Source organism: Sorangium sp. So ce375 (assembly GCF_051473855.1).
Lineage (GTDB): Bacteria > Myxococcota_A > Polyangia > Polyangiales > Polyangiaceae > Sorangium.
In genome coordinates this window covers 2,183,788-2,202,772 of sequence record NZ_CP150335.1, presented here as the reverse complement: position 1 = coordinate 2,202,772, position 18,985 = coordinate 2,183,788, and the positions used below count along the sequence as shown (strand labels likewise).

14 protein-coding genes are annotated in these 18,985 nt (G+C 68.4%); 6 read left to right on the top strand and 8 right to left on the bottom strand.

Features of this window, described 5'->3' with window-relative positions; all coding sequences use genetic code 11:
- Window positions 1–232 precede the first annotated feature (232 nt).
- Both WME90_RS08440 and WME90_RS08435 read left to right on the top strand, forming a co-directional pair.
- Window positions 233–493 (top strand): cupin domain-containing protein, encoded by a 261-nt coding sequence (locus tag WME90_RS08440; protein ID WP_437280566.1) that lies wholly within the window; start codon window positions 233–235, stop codon window positions 491–493.
- A gap of 545 nt (window positions 494–1,038) precedes the next feature.
- The gene (locus tag WME90_RS08435; protein WP_437280565.1) at window positions 1,039–1,503 is read left to right on the top strand and encodes a GNAT family N-acetyltransferase; all 465 of its coding nucleotides are present in this window, start codon (window positions 1,039–1,041) and stop codon (window positions 1,501–1,503) included.
- A 40-nt stretch (window positions 1,504–1,543) separates the two neighbouring features.
- On the opposite strand, the gene WME90_RS08430 is transcribed toward WME90_RS08435, so the two are convergent.
- Window positions 1,544–2,449 (bottom strand): hypothetical protein, encoded by a 906-nt coding sequence (locus WME90_RS08430; protein ID WP_437280564.1) that lies wholly within the window; start codon window positions 2,447–2,449, stop codon window positions 1,544–1,546.
- A 625-nt stretch (window positions 2,450–3,074) separates the two neighbouring features.
- Between WME90_RS08430 and WME90_RS08425 the strand changes: the two genes are divergently transcribed.
- A complete protein-coding gene (locus WME90_RS08425; RefSeq protein ID WP_437280563.1) occupies window positions 3,075–4,289 on the top strand; it encodes a hypothetical protein in 1,215 nt (404 codons plus the stop codon).
- Window positions 4,290–4,451: 162 nt separating this feature from the next.
- Here the strand turns inward: WME90_RS08425 and WME90_RS08420 are convergent, their stop codons facing one another.
- Window positions 4,452–5,111, bottom strand: a complete 660-nt coding sequence (locus tag WME90_RS08420; RefSeq protein WP_437280562.1) for a glutathione S-transferase family protein — start codon at window positions 5,109–5,111, stop codon at window positions 4,452–4,454.
- A 482-nt stretch (window positions 5,112–5,593) separates the two neighbouring features.
- Here WME90_RS08420 and WME90_RS08415 point away from each other — a divergent pair, with 482 nt between their 5' ends.
- Window positions 5,594–7,768 (top strand): OmpA family protein, encoded by a 2,175-nt coding sequence (locus WME90_RS08415; protein WP_437280561.1) that lies wholly within the window; start codon window positions 5,594–5,596, stop codon window positions 7,766–7,768.
- A 94-nt stretch (window positions 7,769–7,862) separates the two neighbouring features.
- On the opposite strand, the gene WME90_RS08410 is transcribed toward WME90_RS08415, so the two are convergent.
- Both WME90_RS08410 and WME90_RS08405 read right to left on the bottom strand, forming a co-directional pair.
- Complete coding sequence (locus tag WME90_RS08410; RefSeq protein WP_437280560.1) at window positions 7,863–9,524, bottom strand: glycoside hydrolase family 43 protein; 1,662 nt, start codon at window positions 9,522–9,524, stop codon at window positions 7,863–7,865.
- An 870-nt stretch (window positions 9,525–10,394) separates the two neighbouring features.
- A complete protein-coding gene (locus WME90_RS08405) occupies window positions 10,395–11,903 on the bottom strand; it encodes an FAD-dependent oxidoreductase (RefSeq protein WP_437283579.1) in 1,509 nt (502 codons plus the stop codon).
- A gap of 87 nt (window positions 11,904–11,990) precedes the next feature.
- On the opposite strand from WME90_RS08405, the gene WME90_RS08400 reads away from it, so the two are divergent.
- Entirely contained in the window at window positions 11,991–12,635 is a 645-nt protein-coding gene (locus WME90_RS08400; protein ID WP_437280559.1) for a TetR/AcrR family transcriptional regulator, read from the top strand.
- 235 nt (window positions 12,636–12,870) lie between these two features.
- Window positions 12,871–13,521: a glutathione S-transferase family protein gene (locus WME90_RS08395; protein ID WP_437280558.1), complete on the top strand. Its 651-nt coding sequence runs from the start codon at window positions 12,871–12,873 to the stop codon at window positions 13,519–13,521.
- Window positions 13,522–13,539: 18 nt separating this feature from the next.
- On the opposite strand, the gene WME90_RS08390 is transcribed toward WME90_RS08395, so the two are convergent.
- From WME90_RS08390 to WME90_RS08375, 4 genes are all read right to left on the bottom strand, one after another.
- A complete protein-coding gene (locus WME90_RS08390) occupies window positions 13,540–13,956 on the bottom strand; it encodes a DUF4440 domain-containing protein (RefSeq protein ID WP_437280557.1) in 417 nt (138 codons plus the stop codon).
- Between the two features lie 49 nt (window positions 13,957–14,005).
- Entirely contained in the window at window positions 14,006–15,478 is a 1,473-nt protein-coding gene (locus WME90_RS08385) for a DUF1552 domain-containing protein (protein ID WP_437280556.1), read from the bottom strand.
- 4 nt (window positions 15,479–15,482) lie between these two features.
- Window positions 15,483–17,216, bottom strand: coding sequence for a DUF1592 domain-containing protein (locus tag WME90_RS08380; protein ID WP_437280555.1), 1,734 nt, complete (start codon window positions 17,214–17,216; stop codon window positions 15,483–15,485).
- 421 nt (window positions 17,217–17,637) lie between these two features.
- Window positions 17,638–18,906: an FG-GAP repeat domain-containing protein gene (locus tag WME90_RS08375; protein ID WP_437280554.1), complete on the bottom strand. Its 1,269-nt coding sequence runs from the start codon at window positions 18,904–18,906 to the stop codon at window positions 17,638–17,640.
- Window positions 18,907–18,985: the final 79 nt, after the last annotated feature.

The following is an 18,985-nucleotide window of genomic DNA, read 5'->3' as shown; positions in this document are numbered from 1 at the left end:
CGCTCGAACGCAGGAAACCGAGGGCAGCGCGGCTCCAGCGCCGGCGGCCAGCGCCGACCAACTCGCCTCGCCTGCGGCCGGAGCGCCCCCGAACGCGCAAGCTTCGGCGACAACCGCGCCAAGCTCCGCGGTAAGCGCGGCGCGCGCCCAGGAACCGAAGACTGCCCAGGGGATCTCGCGCACGCTGCTCGATCAGTCGGATTTGCGAGATCTTCCCGGGTGGGAGACGCGGATGTACCTCATCGAGTATGCGCCCGGCGTCGCGGCGCCGCCGCACCACCACCCGGCGGCTGGCGTCGGGTACGTAGTGAGCGGCAGCTTCGAATCCGCCTTCGAGGGCGGCGAGACCAGCGAGGTCCGCGAAGGGCAGAGCTTTCGGGACTTGCCGAACGTTCCCCACGTGATGTTCAAGAACACGAGCGCTACGAAGCCGCTCAAGTTCGTCATATCTTACGTGGTCCGCAAGGGCGCTCCAGTGTTGGTCGTCCCGTGACCACGCTTGGCATCATCGACGCAACGGTCGGCTAGAGCACCGAACTGGTTGAAAGTCGCCTGAATTCAATGGGTTGCGACACCCAACCGATCTGCCAGGAAGCAAACTCCAAGGGCAAGGAATGCGGGAAGAAGAGAAACCGCAAGGACGCAAGGGGCGCAAGGGACCAGAGACGAGATATTTTCTTGCCTTCCCTTGCGCCCCATGCGCCCTTGCGGTTTCTCTTCCCTTCTGTTGATTTCCTCAGGATTTCAACGTGATCGGCACTCTAGTCCCCTACAGCAGCGATTTCCGCGAACCGTTGGCGGCGCTCGTGGCCGAGCTGAAGCGGGGCGCTCGTGAAGACCGTCACCGAGCAGCTCGAGCGCGACGCCCCGGACACCACAGACGAGGACAACGACGAGGAGGACGAGTAGACGGGCGCGAGGGACCCCGCGATGGCTTCCGTGGTAACGTCGGGCGCCGCGACCCGCCGCGCTCCACGCGGCGGCACACCGTCAATGGTTCGACCCTTGGGGCACGACCCCTGGGCAGAGAGAGAGACGATGATCGAGATCAGGTATGCCACCTGCGCCGAGCAGATAGAGCATGTCCGCGCGCTGTTTCTCGAGTACCGGGCCTCGCTCGACGTCGATCTCTGCTTCCAGGGGTTCGCCGAAGAGCTCGCTCGCCTGCCCGGCTCCTACGCGCCGCCGTCGGGTCGACTCCTGCTCTGCACGGTCGAGCAGGCCCCGCGTGGCTGCGTCGCGCTACAGGCCATCACCTCCAAGGACTGCGAGATGATGCGGCTGTACGTACAGCTGGGCCAGCGCGGCCTCGGGCTCGGTCGGCGGCTCGTGGCTCGGGTGCTCGATGAGGCTCGCGCGATAGGGTACCGGCGTATCTACCTCGACACGCTCCCGTCGATGGCCCGTGCGGCGGCGATGTACGAGGCGCTCGGCTTCAAGGACGTCCCTCCCTACCGACACAACCCGGTCGCCGGCACCCGCTACATGGCCCTCGCCTTGTGACGGGTTGTGACTGGCGAGAGCCCGCCAGAGCGCCGCCGCCTCATTCGGTGGTGCAGTCGGGCGCCGAGTTCGGGTCGGCCACCCACGCCGCGAGGCGCGCGGTGCCGGCGTCGCCCCACGCCTCGTGCGCGAGCTGATTGAGCCGGCACCACTCGTGGCGCGTCTGCTGGATCGCGAGCGACTTCGCCGCGAGGTGCTGCTCGACGCGATCGGTCAAGGAGGTCTTGTCCTTGCTGAGCTCGTCGTGGGTCATCGCCACCGGGGGCGGACAGTAGTCGCCTGGCTCGTAGTCGACCGTGCCCGAGACAAGGCCATAGGCGGTCGTCCGCCGCTGGCGGAAGGTCACGATCGCGTACTCCGGGTACGGCGCATCGTCGTCGCGAGTCACGGCCGTCCCCCTCGGCTTTTCGCCCTGCACGACGATGAAGCCCGTCGACGGCACCGCGGAGTACGGCGTGAGCGCGGGGAACGCAGTGAGCGACTGGTCCACGAGGACGTCGCCGCCGAGCTCGACCCAGTTCGTGTGTGCGTAGAAGTCCTGCGCCGCGTGGAGCGATCGGGAAAACGCCAGCAATGCCAGCGCATCGCCATCCAGCAGCGCGATGCCCGGGCCCAGCGCCCTCACCGCCTCGGCTTGCTTCTCGGCGATGAAGGCGGCTCCCCCGCTGAAGTTGCAGTCATCGAAGTGGGCAGCATTGCTGAAGTGGAGCTCGGCGTCCGTCGACACATTGCCGATCTTCAGGGCGCTGATCACCGCAGGCTTCAGGAACGACAGCGCGGTGCTGGTGATCTCTTCGTGGTTCGGCTCACCCGGCGCCGTTGAAAACGCATGGGCGCTCTCTCCGAGCGCCTCGGCCGTTCCAGGCTCGCCGGCGCAGCCGAGCGTCAGCGAGATACCCAGGACTCCCACGACGAACGCAGCGTGTGGATGGTTGTCTTGCAGCATGTCTTACATAAATGCAAAGCGCGGTCCAGGCGTGCGGGCTGAGCGTTCGTCGAGAGAAGCGCGCGGAAGGAGCTTGCGTGAACGCGCTTACGCCCGATGAGCGCGCCTCATCGCCTGTCGTTCCCTCCCACGCGCGAACCGCATCCGTGCCTCACCGCGGCATTCCGCCACGCTCTTCCGCGGAGAACGCGCGTTGGCTCAGGCACCTTCTGGGCAGTCTGGGCGGCGCTCCGGCGCCATGGCAAGGGAGATCCCCGGGGCGGGGCTCGGTACAGCGCGTACTCGCGCGCACCCGGGGAGTCGATGTCCGGACCGGTGCTCGATCAGGGCGGAGCGATGGTCACGTCGACGGACGGCCGCGGTTGCGCATGGCCCGAAGGCTCACACCATCGGGCCCTGGTGGGGGCCAGGGCGGGCAGCAGGCCGAGAAATTCGCTCGCGGCGACCTCCGGAATGCCCTGGTAGGGGGCGAGCTTCTCAATGAATCTCCGCCCCTTCACGATCGGAGCGCCGCCGGCGACGATCTGCCTGAATTCGCTCGACGCCGCCGTGGATGCGCGGCACGTTCACCGACGGTCGCTTCGGTCCGTCCTCCGGACCCCATGACCCTGAAAACGAGTGGCCCATGAGGGTGAGAACCGGCGAGCAACAGGCCGTGGACTGCTCGGGCTGCAACTCCGATCACGAGCGACCCGACGTCCCCGAAATCGAAGGAGATCTCATGAAGAGAGCGGCCAGTCGTCCTGCAGCAGGCCTCGGACCGAGCTTGCCGGGGGTGGTCTTGCTGAGCGCCCTCGTCGCAGGGTGCGGTGAGGGCGAGATAAAGCCCAGCGCCTCATCCGTGTCTTCAGGCACCGGAGGCAGCGGCGGGGGAGGCACGAGCGGCGGAAGCGGTGGTGGAGCAGGAGGCGGCGACGCGCCGAGCACCAAGGGCTACCCCGATCGCTTCACCGTCGGCGCACCCGGCGTGGGCACCTACGCCCAATCCGATCCCCAGCTCCCGGTGCCGCCCGGGTACACGGAAGTGTGGCCCAGCGACGACCAGAGCAAAGAGTGGGATCTGTACGATTGCGACGGCACGGTCAATCTGGACCACATGTATTTCCACGCGTTCATCTACATCGGCACCGGCTGCCACGGCACGGTCAACATCACCAACTCGATCATCGCGCCCCCGCCCGGCTCCACGAACCGCAGCATCCTGGTCAACGCCGACGAGTCCGCGCCGCTCACGTTGAACATCAGCGATACCATCATTCGCCCCGAGCCGGTCGGTCTCGGAGGTACGAACGCCGCCCTCACCGAGCATGCCGTGAACGCCTGTGCGACGTGCACCATCCGCCTGACCCGGGTGGACGTGGCCAATACCGGTGGCATGTGCCTCTGCGGCCAAAACACAATCATCGAGCAGAGCTGGTTGCACGACAACTACATTGCGCACTTGCCGGACCCCTCTCTCGCGCATACGGGCGGTGTCTTCCCGTACGGGGGCAGCGGGCCGCTCGAAATCAGCCATAACCGGCTCGAGCCGGGCGTCGACGCCGCCACGGGCAACGAAGTGCCCAATTATTGGCAAGCCATCACGGCCGTGCTCTTCACCCAGAGCGTCGATGGCTCGACGCTGCAGAACTACGATGTCCACGACAACTTCGTCTCGCTCGGCGCCTACGACTTCTACCCCGAGAACGGCGAGGACATGATCCTGCGCAACAACGTCTTCGGTCCGAGCCACTGGGGTTACACGACCTCGTGCGCGACGTGTACGTACGCTGACTGGTCCAACAACGTGGTCGGCGACATCGACGGCAACCCCACGAATGAGGTCGTCCCCCAGCCATGAGGCCGCGCTCCCGGCGGCGCCGAGGGGTCGCTCCAAGATGGCACTTGGACACCGCAGGGCGCTGGGGAGGTGTCACATGTCAACCATCGCGTGCAGCGTGGCTGTACGGTGGGACGGCCGCTTCGAGGAGCTTCGCTTTGAAGGCCTTAGCCATTCACAGCCTCAGGCTGCGACTGGAGCGTTTCGAGCGTAGTCCGCCATTTGGTCGCGCAAGGCCTTCTGGAAGGCCGGCCGCGCCTCACAGCGCTTGACGTAGGCGTCGAGCACGGGAAACCCGGTCACCAGGTCTGTGTGCCGAAGGAACCTCAGCACGGTCGTCATCAGGACGTCCGCCGCGGTGAAGCGACCGACCAGATGGTCGCGCCCGTCGAGCCAAGCGGAGAGCGCGCCCAGCCGAGCTTTCACCGCATCCACAGCCGCGGGACGCCGCAGCTTCGCCCACTGTTCTTCGCTGCGCTGCAGGTCCATCGCGAAGAGGTCCTGGATCGGCGGTTCAACCGTGTTGAGCGCGGCGAACATCCAGGCGACCGTGTTGGCGCGGTCGTGCCGATCGGGGGGCATCAGAGCCTCGGAGTCCGCAGCGATGTGGTGCACGATGGCGCCCGATTCAAACAGCCCCCGCCCCTCCGCCTCGAAGGCCGGCACCATTCCGAAGGGGTGCTTCTGACGGTAGGCGCGCGAGCTCCGCTCCCCGCCATCGATCAGCCTGACCTCATAGGGAAGCCCGGCCTCCTCCAGCGCCCAGCGCACGCGCAAATCGCGAACAAGCCCCTGCGCGAACGGCGGGGCCCAGGGCAATCCCGTGACGGTGATCTTGTCCATTTGAATTCTTTGCCTCTGTGGAGTTGTGTTGCTTGGAGATGGCGCCGATCCTCGGACGACCTTCGGCCATCCTTCGCTCGTGCTCTCGAGCGAATAATCATCCTTCGTCGTGCAGAAACCGGCATGCACCAGGCGAATCCGGGTGCCGTACCCAGGGAGTTCGTGCCGCTCCGCGGAGAGCGCGCCGCGTGCTCACGCGCCGTCCGCGGGCAACGAAAGGTTTAACGCAGGGGCCGCGCCCCTGGGAGCAACAAATCTGTCGCGAATCCGGTGCCGCGCGGGCGGTGAGGCCAGCGCGGGGCCCGCGGGCCGGCGGCAGGAGGGCTAGGCCGGGCGGAGTGCGCCTCCGCTGCGGCCGGGCGAGCGGGGAGCTGCTGCGCCGCCGCCGTGCTCGACCGCTTGCCGTCGATCTGCGTCGGGTACACTGCCGGCGCATCAGCGCCTCCACCCACTTCCCACTTCTTCACAGAAGGCTCGCCCCCATGAAGCACGCGTTCCTCGCGGCGCTCTCGCTGACCCTCAGCGCGTGCGCCGGACCGCTGGCGAAAGGACCGTCGGTCGATCTCCGCCTGCGGCACGTCGTCCTGTACCAGAACGGCCTCGGTTACTTCGAGCGCACCGGCGTCATGCCGGGCGAGCGGCTCACGCTCCGGTTCCGGGAGCGCGAGGTCGACGACGTGCTGAAGAGCATGGTGGTCGTCGAGCAAAACCTCGGGCCGAACGAGACCCCCTCCACCGTGAGCGCGCTCTTGCCGCGCTCCGGGCAGGCCAGCGGGCCCGAGGATCCCACCGAGATAGAGCTCGTCTTCTCGCCGGCCGCGAGGAGGCCCGTGTCGATCGCATACGCGGTGCCGACCGCCGCCTGGAAGGCGACCTACCGCGTGATCCTGCCGGCCAGGGGGCAGAAGGAGAAGCGGGCGCTCCTCCAGGCCTGGGCGCTCATCAGCAACATCGGCGACGAGGACTGGAGCGAGGTCAACGTGACGCTCGCGACGGGCGCGCCGCTCTCCTACGCCTCGAACCTGCGCGCGCCGGCGATGCTCGACAGGCCGGAGCTGAAGGGCGTCTACGACGGCGAGGGCGGCGCGCTCGCCCCGGTGCTCGCGGAGCGCTCGCCGCCCGGGTCCGACGCCGACCGCGATGGCGTGCTCGACCACGAGGACGCCTGCCCGCGCGAGCCCGGCTCGGCGAGCCCGCAACCCGGCCGGCACGGCTGCCCGCTGGCGGTCCGCGCCATCAGCAGCGAGATCCAGATCCTGACCCCCGTGCCCTTCGACAAGGGCTCGGACGTCATCCCGCCGCGCGCGAGGCCGCTCATCGAGGAGATCGCGCGCACGATCAAGAGCGTCCCGCACATCCGCTCGTTCGACGTCGAGGGGCACGCGTCGGCCGACGAGGCCGGCGCGGCGGATCTCGCGGCCCGGCGCGCCGCGGCCGTGCGCGCGGCGCTCCTCCAGCTCGGGGTCACGGCCGAGCTCGTGACGCGCTCGCACGGCGCCGAGGTGCCCCTCGTCGCCAGCGACACCGAGGAAGCCCGGCAGCGCAACCGCCGCGTCTTCCTGCGCGCCGCCGACGTCAGGCAGGCGCAGCCCCCCAGCAAGGAGCGCGAGGCGCCGGCCGTCACGCCCGAGGCGCTCGAGAAGGCGCCGGAGGGCGCGGCGAGCGTGGACGCCGTGGGCGGGGCCTTCCGGTACGCGATCGCGAACCCGGTGACGCTCCCGAAGAAGTCGTCGGCGCTGATCACGCTCATCAACCGCCCGGTCGCGGGCGAGGACGTCCTCCTGTTCCGCCCCGATCCCGCGGCGCCCGCGAGCGCGAGCCACCCCTTCCGCGCAGCGCAGATCGAGAACCGGAGCGCGCTCGGTCTCCAGCCCGGCTCCGTGTCGATCTTCTCCGGCGGGACCTTCGTGGGCGAGGGCGTGCTCACGCGCCTTTTGCCTGGGGAGAGCGCGACGATCCCGTACGCCATCGACAGCTCGACCGAGGTGCGCGCGACGAGCATGACCACGGATGTGCCGGTGCGGGTCGTGTCGCTGTTCCGCGGCGCGCTGCGCGTGGAGGATCGGTACCGGCGCGTGACGGTCTACGACGTGAGGCCCGGCCGGGACGTGCCGGAGACATTGCTCATCCGCCACGCGAGGGCGACGGGGTTCGAGCCGCAGGGCCTCCCGGGGTGCACGGACGCGACGCCGGACGCCTGCCTCGTCGAGAAGAAGCTCGCGCCCGGCGCGCCCCAGAAGGTCGTGGTCGAGGAGACGCGGCTGTCTCAGCGCGAGATCCCGCTCGTCCAGGCCGACAGCGAGCGGCTCTCGCTCTACCTGAAGGGCTCGAGCCTCCCGGCCGAGCTCCGCGCGAGGCTGGACCGCGCGCTCGCGCTCCGGCGCGCGCTCGACGCGGCGAACGACGAGCTCGACCCGCTGCGGCGGAGGCGCGCCGAGCTGATCGACCGCGCCGCCGAGCTGCGCGAGAGCCTGAGGACGATCGAGCGCACGCCCCAGGCCGGCAAGCTCCGCCAGACCTTGCTCGACCGGCTCGCCGAGGTGGCCCGACAGTCGGAGGAGATCGGCGCGAAGATCACCCAGCGCGTCGAGGACGTGGCCATGGCGCGCGCCGAGCTCGACGACACGCTCCGCGATCTGGTCATCGAAGGTCGGTGAGCGCCGGCGGACGATCCGGGCGAAGCGACGGTGTTCGCCAGCTCGGCAAACGCTGCCGGCCGTTCGCAGCGCTCAGGTACCGGATCGCGAGCGCCTACTGGCGCCGACGCCGAAGAACGAGCGCAGAAGCGACAAGCGAGAGAGCGGCGGCGAGCCCGCCGTTCCCGGTGCTCGCGCCCGTCCGGCAAGAGCACGAGCCGCCGGAGTCGTCGCCGGCCGCGTCGTTCTCACCGGAGGATCCGGCGCTGCCGCTGCTGCCCGAGCCAGCGGTGCCGGTCGTTACGCCGGTGCCTCCGGTGACCGAGCCGCCGGTGCCCGAGGTCGTGCCCCCGGTGCTCGCGCTGCCGCCGGTGCCCGAGGTCGTGTCCCCGGTGCCCGCGCTGCCGCCGGTGCCGCCCGCTCCCTGGTCCGAGCCGCCGACACCGCCTCCGCCGCCTCCGTCGCCCCCGTCCGGCATGGTGGGTCCGGTAAACCGCCACCAGTTGAACTTGAAGAGGTCGCCGTTCCCACCGACGAACTTCAGGAACAGGTCGTGTTTCCCGCTGCCCCCGCTGACAGCACAGGTCTTGGTGGTCCAGGACGTCGCGCCCGAGACGTCACACGTCCCGAGCAGCGTGCCGTTCTGACTGTCGAGGTGGAGCTCGATCTTCGCATTGCTGGCTGCGGACGATACCCGAGCCTCGAAGGAGGTCACGCCGTCGAGGAAATCGACGTCCTTCACCTTGATGTAGTCGCCGTTGCTGATGGACGTGACGTTCATGCCGGCGCCCGTGTCGGTGCACACCTCGGTCTTGAGCCCGGACGAGAAGGCGATGGTCTCGGCCTCGACTTGCTTGAACGGATCCAGCGTGGCGACGGCGGACGGTCCGTTCGTGGACATCGTGAGCTTCGGAATGCTGCCGTCGGCGCCGTACGTGAACTCCTCCACGCACACCGAGCGCTTATAGTTATTGCCGCCCGGCAATGCGCTGTTGTGATAGAAGAAGTACGAGTGCCCCTTGTAGTCGACGACGCCGGGGTGATTGGTGAAGGTGCGGCCAGCGTCCATGATGTCGCCGCGGATGTTCCAGGGCCCGGTCGGACTGTTGCTGGTCGCGTAGCTGATCTTCTCGCTCCCGGCGATGGCGGCGTAGACCATGTAGTACAGCGACCCTCGCTTGTGGAGCCACGGCCCCTCGGTGAAGCCGTTCAACGACACGTTGGTGATGTTCCCCGAGGTGCTGATCATGTCCGAGTTCAGCTTCACGTACCGGAGGGTGCCATTCCCCCAGTACATGTACGCCTGTCCATCGTCGTCGACGAACACCGTCGGGTCGATGTTGCCGCTGTCCTTCTGGGCCAGCGCCTTTCCCAGCGGGTCCATGAACGGGCCTGCCACATTGTCCGATACGCCCACGCCGATCTTCGCGCCGGTGTTGTTGTTCAGCGGGACGTACAGATAGTACTTGCCGTTCCTGGCGATCCCCTGCGGCGCCCACGCATCGCCGGTTCCCCAGCTGAAGGTCTTGTAGCCCGCGGGCGTGCCGTGGTCCGTCCAGTTGACCATGTCCGTGGTGGAGTACAACCTCCAGTCGTTCATGGTGTAGAAGTCCTTCACCGTCACGTCTTCATCGTGTGACGTGTAGAGGTACAACCGGCCTTCGTGCACCATGGGAGCGGGGTCGGCCGTGTAGGAGGTCTGCACGATCGGGTTGTCCGCCCGAGCGGGGGAGGGAATCGCGGCGGCGATGGCCAGCGCCATCGCCGACAGGGTCATTCTTCTTGCTCGGTACCACGTTGTGTTCAGGCGCACGTTGAATCCTCTTGCAAGCAAAATTGCCGGCGCCCCGCACCCCTGGTGCTGACTCGACACAGGCGCCATCAGATGAGAGGACAGCCCGCGCAAAGGCGCGCAGGGCGACCCACCCAGGGCAAAGCACAAGTATACCCCTTTCGAAATGTGAACGATCACATATCTGGTGTCAAACCCAATCGACCGGCCTGAGCGGATCCTCGAGCCCGAAGGCAGGACAGCGCTGGCGAGCTCGTCCGGAGCGCCGCGTCACGTGGGGCGGCCGCTGGATCGCGGTGATCGCCGGCCCGATGCGCTCGATGCCGGCCTGCGCACGGACGGCTGGCGCTCGATGCCGCAGGCGGCCGGCGCCCTGGGAATCGCCTCTTGTGCGCGGCGCCTCAGGAGCGCGCTCCGGCCAAGAGCTCGCCCCATCCTCGGCCGATTTGGATTGACGTCGCCATGTGAACGGTCACATGCCGCGCTGCGATGGAGTGGTCGAGCTTACCCTTCACCGGATCACGAGACGCCGGATGCTGAGTACAAGGCGAACCACCGTGACGCCGCCTTCCGAGGCGCGGCGCCCTGCTCTCGCCTTCTCCGCTCCTCGCGCAAGGCGCGCGCTCTCCTTCCAGCCCCTGGCCCTGCCCCTCGGGTCGATTCACGTCGAGCGTGGCAGAGAGGTTCGGTGTCGCGAGCGGCTCCTCATCTGCTCGCCTGTCAACAACGAAAGCTGAACTCGGAGGTGCCGTTCGGAGGTGCGCCGATCGCTAGGAGCTCGTGTGAGGGTCCGTTGCACGACACGCACCGATCGGACTTGCGCTTCTCTGTCGCGCAGACCCGCCGTCGCGACGCTCAGCGGAACGCGGCGAGGTGGTCCGAGACTGCCGAGGCGTCGCCTGCGTCGGAGATCAGCGCGACGTAGCCGTCGGGACGGATGAGCACGAGGGTGCGCTCCTTCGCGCCGTAGGCGTGGGCGAGATGGCCAGCGGTGTCGGCAACGTCGTCGGGGCCCGCGGGCTGTCCGACGACATGGAGCGTCCTCAGGTCGGAGGCCGCGGCGCCGAGCGCGGGCGCGGGCCCGAAGCTCAGCAACGTGAAGCGCCCGCCGCGCGTCAGCTCGAACAGCCGGCGTTCACCTTCCACCGTGGTCAGCTTCGTCGCATCGGGGGCGCGGTCGCCGGCGCGGAGCAGGGCCGCCTCGTCGCGGTCGTCGCGCGCCAGGGAGGAGCCGCGGTAGTGGAGGTCGAGCTGGGTGATGCTGGCATCGCGGCGGGTGGCGGCGTCCTTCCGCTCGAGCGCCTGCTGGAGGCGCGTGTTCGAGAGCGCGAGCACGCCGGCTGCGATCGGTCGCCGCTCGGCCTCGTAGCTGTCGAGCAATGCCGGCGAGGCGCCCTTCGCGACCGCCGAAAGCTTCCAGCCGAGGTTGTGCGCGTCCTGGATGCCTGTGTTCATTCCCTGACCGCCGGCGGGCGAGTGGATGTGCGCAGCGTCGCCGGCGAGGAACACCCGACCCTCGCGATATCTGTCGACGAGGCGGATGTTCGCGCGCCACAGCGACGACCACGTGGGCTCGTGGAGCCGGAGGTCGGTGCGGCCGCTCCGCCGCTCGAGGATCGCCCGCATGTTCGCGAGGCTGAGCTCGGGGTCCTGCCGCGGCGCGACGACGGCGTGATATTGGAAGACGTCTGTCGAGGGCAGCGGGCAGAGGCCGAGGACGCCCTCCTCATGCCACCAGATGCGCCAGGCGTCGCGGTCGAGGCCGTCGACCTCGACGTCGGCGACGATCATCCGCACTTCCTCGCGGGTCTCGCCCTCGAACGCGATGCCGGCCTGCTTGCGGACGACGCTGTGGCCGCCGTCGCAGCCGACGAGCCAACGCGCGGCGACCGCCTCCGTCTCACCGCCCTTGACGACGACCGCCGACACGCCTTCGTCGGACTGCTCGAAGCTCGCGAGCGCAGCACCGAACTCGACCGCGCCGCCGAGCTCCGCCAGCCGCAGCCGCAGCGCCTCCTCGGTGCGCCACTGGGGTGTGATCAGGCTCGCCGGATAGGGGATGTCGGAGCGACCCTTCAACGTCTCGGGGACGGCGCCGCCCAGCGTCACCCGGCCGTCGGGGGCCGTGGAGAGCATCGGCATCGCCATCCGGCCGTGGGCGAGCACGCGATCGACGATGCCGAGATCCTCGAAGACCTCGAGCGTGCGCGGCTGGACGCCCTTGCCGCGCGAGCCGGGCCTCGGGCCCGGGGCGGCCTCGATCAGGCGGAAGGACACGCCGCTGCGGGCGAGCTCGCAGGCCAGCGTGAGCCCGGTCGGGCCGGCCCCGACGATCAGCACTGCGCACCGTTCAGGATCCGCCATCGTCAGCCTCCGGTTGAAGAGAGCGATCCATCTCTTATCATCGACGGAGTTGATAAGAAATGAAAATCTCTCTAAACGATCAGGTCCATGACGACAGGAACGCGAACGCAAGTCCGCCGCAGACGGCGCGGCCAGCAGCTCGAGGCCGATCTGCTCGACGCGACCTGGGAGGAGCTGGTCCAGGTCGGCTTCGCGAACCTGACGATGGAATCGGTCGCCGCGCGCGCTCACACGGGGATCGCGGTCCTGTACCGTCGCTGGGCGAACAAGGACGAGCTCGTGTTCGCCGCCATCCAGCACCACCGGGACGCCAACCCTGTCGCGGCCCCCGACACCGGCGCCCTGCGCAGCGACCTGCTCGCCCACCTGACGGCCCTGAGCGACGCCCTCGCCGGCTTCTTCGCCATCGCCGCAGCCGCAGCCTTCTCGGGGTTACTGGCCGGCACCGGCCTGACCCCCTCGCAGGTGCGCGACAAGGTCATGGACACCCAGAAGCCGCGTGACCGCATCCCCTACCAGCGCGCCCACGACCGCGGTGAGGTCGACCTCGAGCGCATTCCCCCGGCCGTGCTCGCCCTGCCCTACGACCTCGTGCGACACGATCTGCTCATGGATCTCAGGCCGCTGAAGCCCGCGCGCATCCGGTCCATCGTGGACGAGCTCTTCCTGCCCCTCGTAGAGAGCTTTGGAGCGCGCGAAGGCAACCCGGCACGTCGCGCTGGACGTCGATGACGCACCGGTGGACTGGTCCATGAAAGCGCGGCGCGTGGAGGAGGGCCCGCGCAAAGCCATTTCGACCTGTCAAGAATTTCCCGCCGACCCGGCGGTCGACATGAGGTACAAAAAGCACGATCCACTGATCCGCCTACGAAAACCAACAGATCCAACGAGCTCACCCGGCCGTGTAACACTGGCTACACCACGCTGAATCATTCCCGGCCGACGAATACAGGAGAGGCTTGCTGCGATGAGCAAACTGACCATCTGGACCTACGACTGGGTGCCTGAAGGCCCCCGTGGCTTTGTGCGTGATCTGAGGCTGAGGTGGGCGTGTGAGGAAGCTGGTCTCAGCTACACGGTCCAAACGATCCCGTTCGATGATCGCGAGACCAACCACCTCGCGCGCCAGCCATTTGGCCAAGTTCCGTTCCTGAGCGACGGAGATCTGGAGATATTCGAAAGCGGCGCGGGGCTGCTGCACCTGGCCAGGAAGAGCGATGAGCTGATGCCGCGCGATCCGGCTGGAGAAGCGGAGACACTGCAATGGACGATCGCCGCGCTCAACTCGATCGAGATGGTCACCGTACCGTGGTGGTTTTTGAGAATATCCGGCGACAAGAACAACAAACTTACCGGATGGATGGGCAAGCGCCTCGACCAGCTCGAAGAGATACTGAGCGAGCGAGAATGGCTCGCGGCCGACCGCTTCACCGTCGCAGACCTGCTGATGGCGGACGTGCTACGGGTCGGGGAGGTCCGCTCCTTCGGCGATCGGCCGGCGACCGAGGCCTATGTAACCCGCGTAACCGCTCGCCCCTCGTTCAAGAAAGCCCAAGCCGACCAGATTGCTCTTTTCGAGGCGGCCGACGAGAAGAGAACAGGAAGAGGGTCAGGCTGACGAGCGCCCTGGCCTCTATCATTCCCGCTCGTCGTCCCAGGCAACCGCGCTGATCTTCCAGCCGGCGGGCGTCTTGACCAGCTGGATGGACTTCGCGCCCCTCGCCTCGAAGCGATGCCCCGAGAGCAGCCCGGACTTGCGATAACCACAGAAGCGCTGCGCGATGTTCCCGAAGATGTCCGTCCTCCCCCAGACCTCCTCCTCGGAGAAATCGACAAGCTCCCCGCTCGTCAAGAGCTTCTCCCGGGGCTCGATGAACGAGCGCAGGTCGTAGATCGTCGGTGTATCTCCGCAGGTCTTGATGATCACGCCCTCCTCGAGGAAGAGCGCGCGCAGCGCCTCGAGGTCCGGCCTTACCCCACCTTTGTTTCCAAAGGCCTGAAAGAACGCGTGCACGACGGCGTCGATCGCGCGCTCGTCCTCGCTGCGGGTCATGGCAGGCCGGCCTCCATCGAGGGGTCTTCAGAGGAAAAGGAGCCGTATCCTACGGCAGCTCCGCCAGGGGGCCCTTCCTGTACGCGGTGCCGTTGCCGAAGTGCGCGTCTTCCTGGCCGAAGGCGCGCAGGATCGACGTGTAGACGTTGTGCAAGGAGACGTCGGTCTCGTACTCGGACTGCGCGGGATCCGCGCTCGCGCGCTTGTTGTAGTTGACGTGCCGGCCGCCCGACCACCTGCCGCCTGCCTTGCCGGCGAGCAGGACGGGGACGTCGCGAGGCGAGTGTCCCCCGCCGCACCCGAACTCGCTCGTGAAGAGAACGACGCTGTTGTCGAGCATCGTGCCGTCGCCCTCCGGGGTGCTCTTCAGCCCGTCGAGCAGGCGCGCGAGCATCCCCATGCGCCAGGTGCGGTTCGCGACGATGGTCGCGCGCCAGTCCTCGAGCCGGTCGGGCTCCGCGCCGCTCGGACCGACGTCGAGGCCGGCGTGGCCGAGGCTGTGACCGAGATCGGTGGTGTAGGGTTGAGGCAGCCAGCTCGTCAGGACGTCGGCGATCTGGAAGGTGGCGACGTTCGTGAGGCCGCAGCGCAGCGCGTGCAGGAGGATGTCGACGAGGAGGGGAGCGGCCTCCTGGATGCCTGCCCCCGTGTAGGAGCCGTATCCCTGGTACACGGGCGCGCCGCCGACATCCGGCTTCGTGCAAGCCGCCAGGTTGGCGACGCCGTCGAGCTTCTTCTCCAGGCTCCGGATGTGCTCCGCGTGCGCGTCGAGCAGGTGCCTGTCGGCCGCGCTCACGCGCCCCTTCAGCGCCGCGAGGTGCTCGCTCACGCCGTCGAGCACGCTCGCGCGCTGGGCGCGGATGCGGAGCTGCTCGGGCGTCGGACCCGAGGAGGACTCCGCGACGTCCTTGAAGAGCCGGTCGAAGGCGCTCGTCGGGTCCTTCTCGGTGGAGACCTGCTCCCCCGCCGCGTTGTACAGCGGCTCTCCGTAGTTGTGCCCGTCGACCATGAGATCGATCGACGAGAACGGCGTCGGGCGCTCGCCGGCGAGCCGCTGGGCGATCACCTGATCGATCGAGGGGCCGAGCGCCCTGGCGTCGTCGCCTCCCGAGGTCGTGTCGGCGCACGTGAGCACGGTCGCGTTGGAGCAGCCGTGGTGCCCGCCGTAATCTCCCTGGACCATCCCGGCGGCGTCGTCGACGCCGCGAAGCAGGGTGAGGTCGCCCTTGAGGGCTTCGAGCGCGGCCATCTCCTCGCCGAGGACCTCGAGCGACTGGCCCTCGTCGCCGGGAGCCCAGAGGTCGAGCATGCTCCAGGCGCCCGGCTTCCACGGATCCCCCTTGGACCCTGAGTTGTGGCGAGACGTGATCGTGCCGCCGTGGCTGAAGAACACGATGAACCGCCTGGCCCTGCCGTCCGCGGCCCAGACGTCGCCGTGCGTCGCCTCGAGGAACGGAAGCGCGATGCACAGGCCAGTGGCGGTTCGAAGGAAATTCCTTCGGCTGAAAGGGGCGCGGCTCATAAGGTCACTCCTCGGGGTGGCGCAGGTGCAAGAAGGCGTTGCTCGTCGCGAGGGCGAGGATGAGGTCACGCATGCTGCCGCCGCTCTCGGGCGCCGGCGTGGCCGCCTCGATCGACGCGAGATCCTGATCGACAGGGACGCGGCGGAGCGCCGTCCGGAAGAGGTGCTTCGTGAGGCAAGCGCGCGCTGCAGCGCTCGCCGCGAGGGCCGCCGACACCTCGACGCCGCCGTCGACCTCCACGCCCTCCCCGTCCGGGCCGATCGCAGGGAGGCGCCCGCGCGCGTCGATGTCGAGCGTGTACGGGGCCTCCGCGTCTCCGCCCGTCTCCTGCGACTGCCACCGTCCGAGGGCGTCGTAATGCTCGAAGGCGAAGCCGATGGGGTTGATGGTCGCGTGGCAGCTCACGCAGTTGCCGCTGGACGTCTTGGCCTCGACATCCTGGCGGATCGTCCTGCGCACGAGCTCGCCGTTCTCCTCGACGACTCCGCCCTTGACCGGGACGTCGCTCGCGTTGGGAGGCGGCGGGCCGAGAGGGCGACAGAGCACCTCCTCCAGGACGTACGCGCCGCGGCGGATCGGCGATTTGACCTCGATGCTGCCGAACACGCTCAGAAAGGCGGCTCGCGTGAAGATCCCCGCGCGCTGGTCGGCAGGGAGGGAGACCCAGGAGAACGCGTCTTCGTCCGCGGGGCCCTCGACCCCGTAGAGCGCGGCGAGGGGCCCGTTCACGTACGCGTCCGTCGTCGTGAGCAGCGTCTCGAAGCGGCCATCCCCCTCGAAGAGCACGCGCTCCGCGAGGGCCTCGATCTCGGTGCGCATGGCGGCGCGCAACGCGGGTGAATCCTCGGGATAGATCTCGGAGCTCTTCGGCGCGTTCTCGAGCGACGCGTGCTTGTTCGTGCCGTCGAGCTCGATCCAGTCGGTGAAGAAGCGCCTCGCTGTAGGCCGGGCGCGGTCGTCCGAGAGGAGCCGCTCCGCCTGTGCGCGCACGCCCTCGGCCGTGTCGAGCGCGCCGGACTCCGCGGCGTCGAGCAGCGCGTCGTCCGGCGTCGTGTTCCAGAGAAAATACGAGAGGCGCGCCGCCCGCTCCCAGCCCGTCAGCGAACGAACGCCGGAGGCGAGCGCCTCGCCCCCGTCCCCTTCCCGGCCGAGCTCGACGAAGTAGTAGACGTTGGGCGACTGGATCATGGTCTTGAGCACGATGAGGAGGGCGTCGTCGAACGACTGCTCCTTTCGCGCCCGGGTGTACTGGCCTTTGAGCATCGCGACCTCGGCCTCGTCGAGCGTGTGCCGGAAGGCGCGACGACCGAACGTCCGTACGAAGTCGTCCACGCACACTTCATCATCAGGACCGCTCGTGTCGCACGGGAACACCTCTGTCCCCCACGACGGGCGCCGGGCGACGATCGCCTCCGCCGCGGCGTTGAGTTTGTCCACGGCGAGCAGCGAGGTGACCTCTCCCGTGTCCGCGTCCAGGTCGAGATCCAGCGCCGGATCGCCGAACAGATCGCGCATCGAATTCTTGAACTGCTCCGGCGTCATCCGGCGCATTCCCGCCGGAGCGACGTCCACGACGCCGCCCTGGCCCGGCGGCCCGTCGCCGTCGCCGTCGCCGGCGCCGGCGTGGCCGACGCAGCCCGCGGCCGCGCCGGACGCCGCGAGGGAGAGCGCCCCGAGGAGCGCCGTCGCCCGTCGCCCCGACGCGGTGAAGAAGCGGAGTACTTCGAGGGGTTTCACGCTGTTCGGCTCCGTCCGCTCCATGGCTTCAGTCCTCTCGCGGTCACAGGAAGAGCAAGGAGGCCGCTCCTCGCGACCAGCGGGTGATCATGGCTTCGGCCCTCGCGCCGTCGCGGGGAGATCAAGAAAGCCGCACCTCGCCAGCAGAGCAATGAAGCAAAGCAAAGCAAAGCTTCGCTCCTTGTCAATCGATTACATCCTGGGCAAGATAATACACTGTCGCGACGCGCCCGTGCCGTGTGTCGCAAACATCGGGCCCGCCGAAGACCGTTGTCGAGGGATCGCCGAGCCGACGCTGGTCTCCATCGTCGACAGGGTATCAGCTCACCGGTGCGACACCAACGCACAGAAGCCATGGCACTCATGCATCCTGTGCATGTGGCGGCGGGAGGCCGTCTTGGATCGGCGCGAGGATTCTACTCTAGCGTTGTAGGAAGACGAAAGCGCCCTTCTTGTTCGAGATGACGATGTCCGGCCGGCCGTCTCCGTCGCCGTCCGCGACCGTGAGCTGGGTGCCTACCCCCGAATCGTCATCGATGAGAACGGGCTGGAAGTCGATGCGTTCGGCCGCTCGCGCCTGCTCGAACCAGTAGAGCCGGGCCGGCGCGTCGAAGTCCGGCGTGCCGGCAGGCACATGACCCCAGAAGCGCTCGCCGCTCACGAGGTCCTGGAGCCGGTCACCGTCGATGTCGGCGTGAGCGAGCGCGTGCGGCTCGTGCATGAACACGCTCGACGCGGCATCGGGTGGGGTCCCCGGAACGACGCCGTGCTCCACGAACGCGGCGCCGGCCGCGCTCGGAACCTGCTCGAACCAGGAGAGCCCGTAGCCGTGAGCGGCCAGCGTGGTCGCTATGTCGGCGTCCCCGTCGCCGTCCACGTCGATCACCGGCATCTGCCCTCCCCCGGCGCCGAACGGCTGCTCGACGCGCGTGAACGGCAAGCCGTCGGGTGACCCTGGGCTCCGCGTGAAGTAGCCGCTCGCCTCGACCAAGTCGATTGCGCCGTCCCCGTTGACGTCGCCTGCACCGAGGCCGTGCGTGAACGCGCGGTACCCACGATCCTCTGTGAGCGCCCGGAAGACCCACGGCTCGGTCGGGTCCACGCCGGGCGACGACGTCCCGAGCGCGCCACCCGACATGTGCACGAGCTCGGGCACGCCGTCGCCGGTGATGTCGGCGAACAGCGGCGACTCGTTGTCGATCGGCCACGGCAGCGTGTCGTGACGAGCCCAGAGCGCGTCGCCGTCGCGCGGGTTCTGGTACCAGGCCGCGGGCTCACCCGGAAAGCCGACGACGAGGACGTCGGTGAACCCGTCGTGGTCGAAGTCGTAGGGGAACTCGAAAAAGCAATCCGAGTAGCCGTGCGGATCGAAGGCTTCCCTCGGCCACACGGGATGGCTCGTGCCATACCCGGGACCCTCGTACCAATCCGGGCCCGCGATGACATCCGTCACCCCGTCGTGATTGAAGTCCGCAAAGCTCGCCCCCTCGCAGTAGAACTGGCGGTGCAGCGTGATCTTCACGAAGCGTGCGTCGAGGGCGGCCTCACGCGGGAGCGGTGGGGGCGCGGTGACGGTGCCCGCGGGCGGCGCGTCGGCGCCCGCGTCGACGGGCGCGCGCGAGGATTCGGCCGCGCAGGCGACGACAAAGGCGAGCGGTGTGCAGCCCAATAACCCCGTTCTCGAAGCCATCTCCGAGCACTTAGCACGTCGTGGTAGAATCGGTGTCCATGCACCGGCCATCGCGCACGGTCCCGCTCGTCAGCCCCCT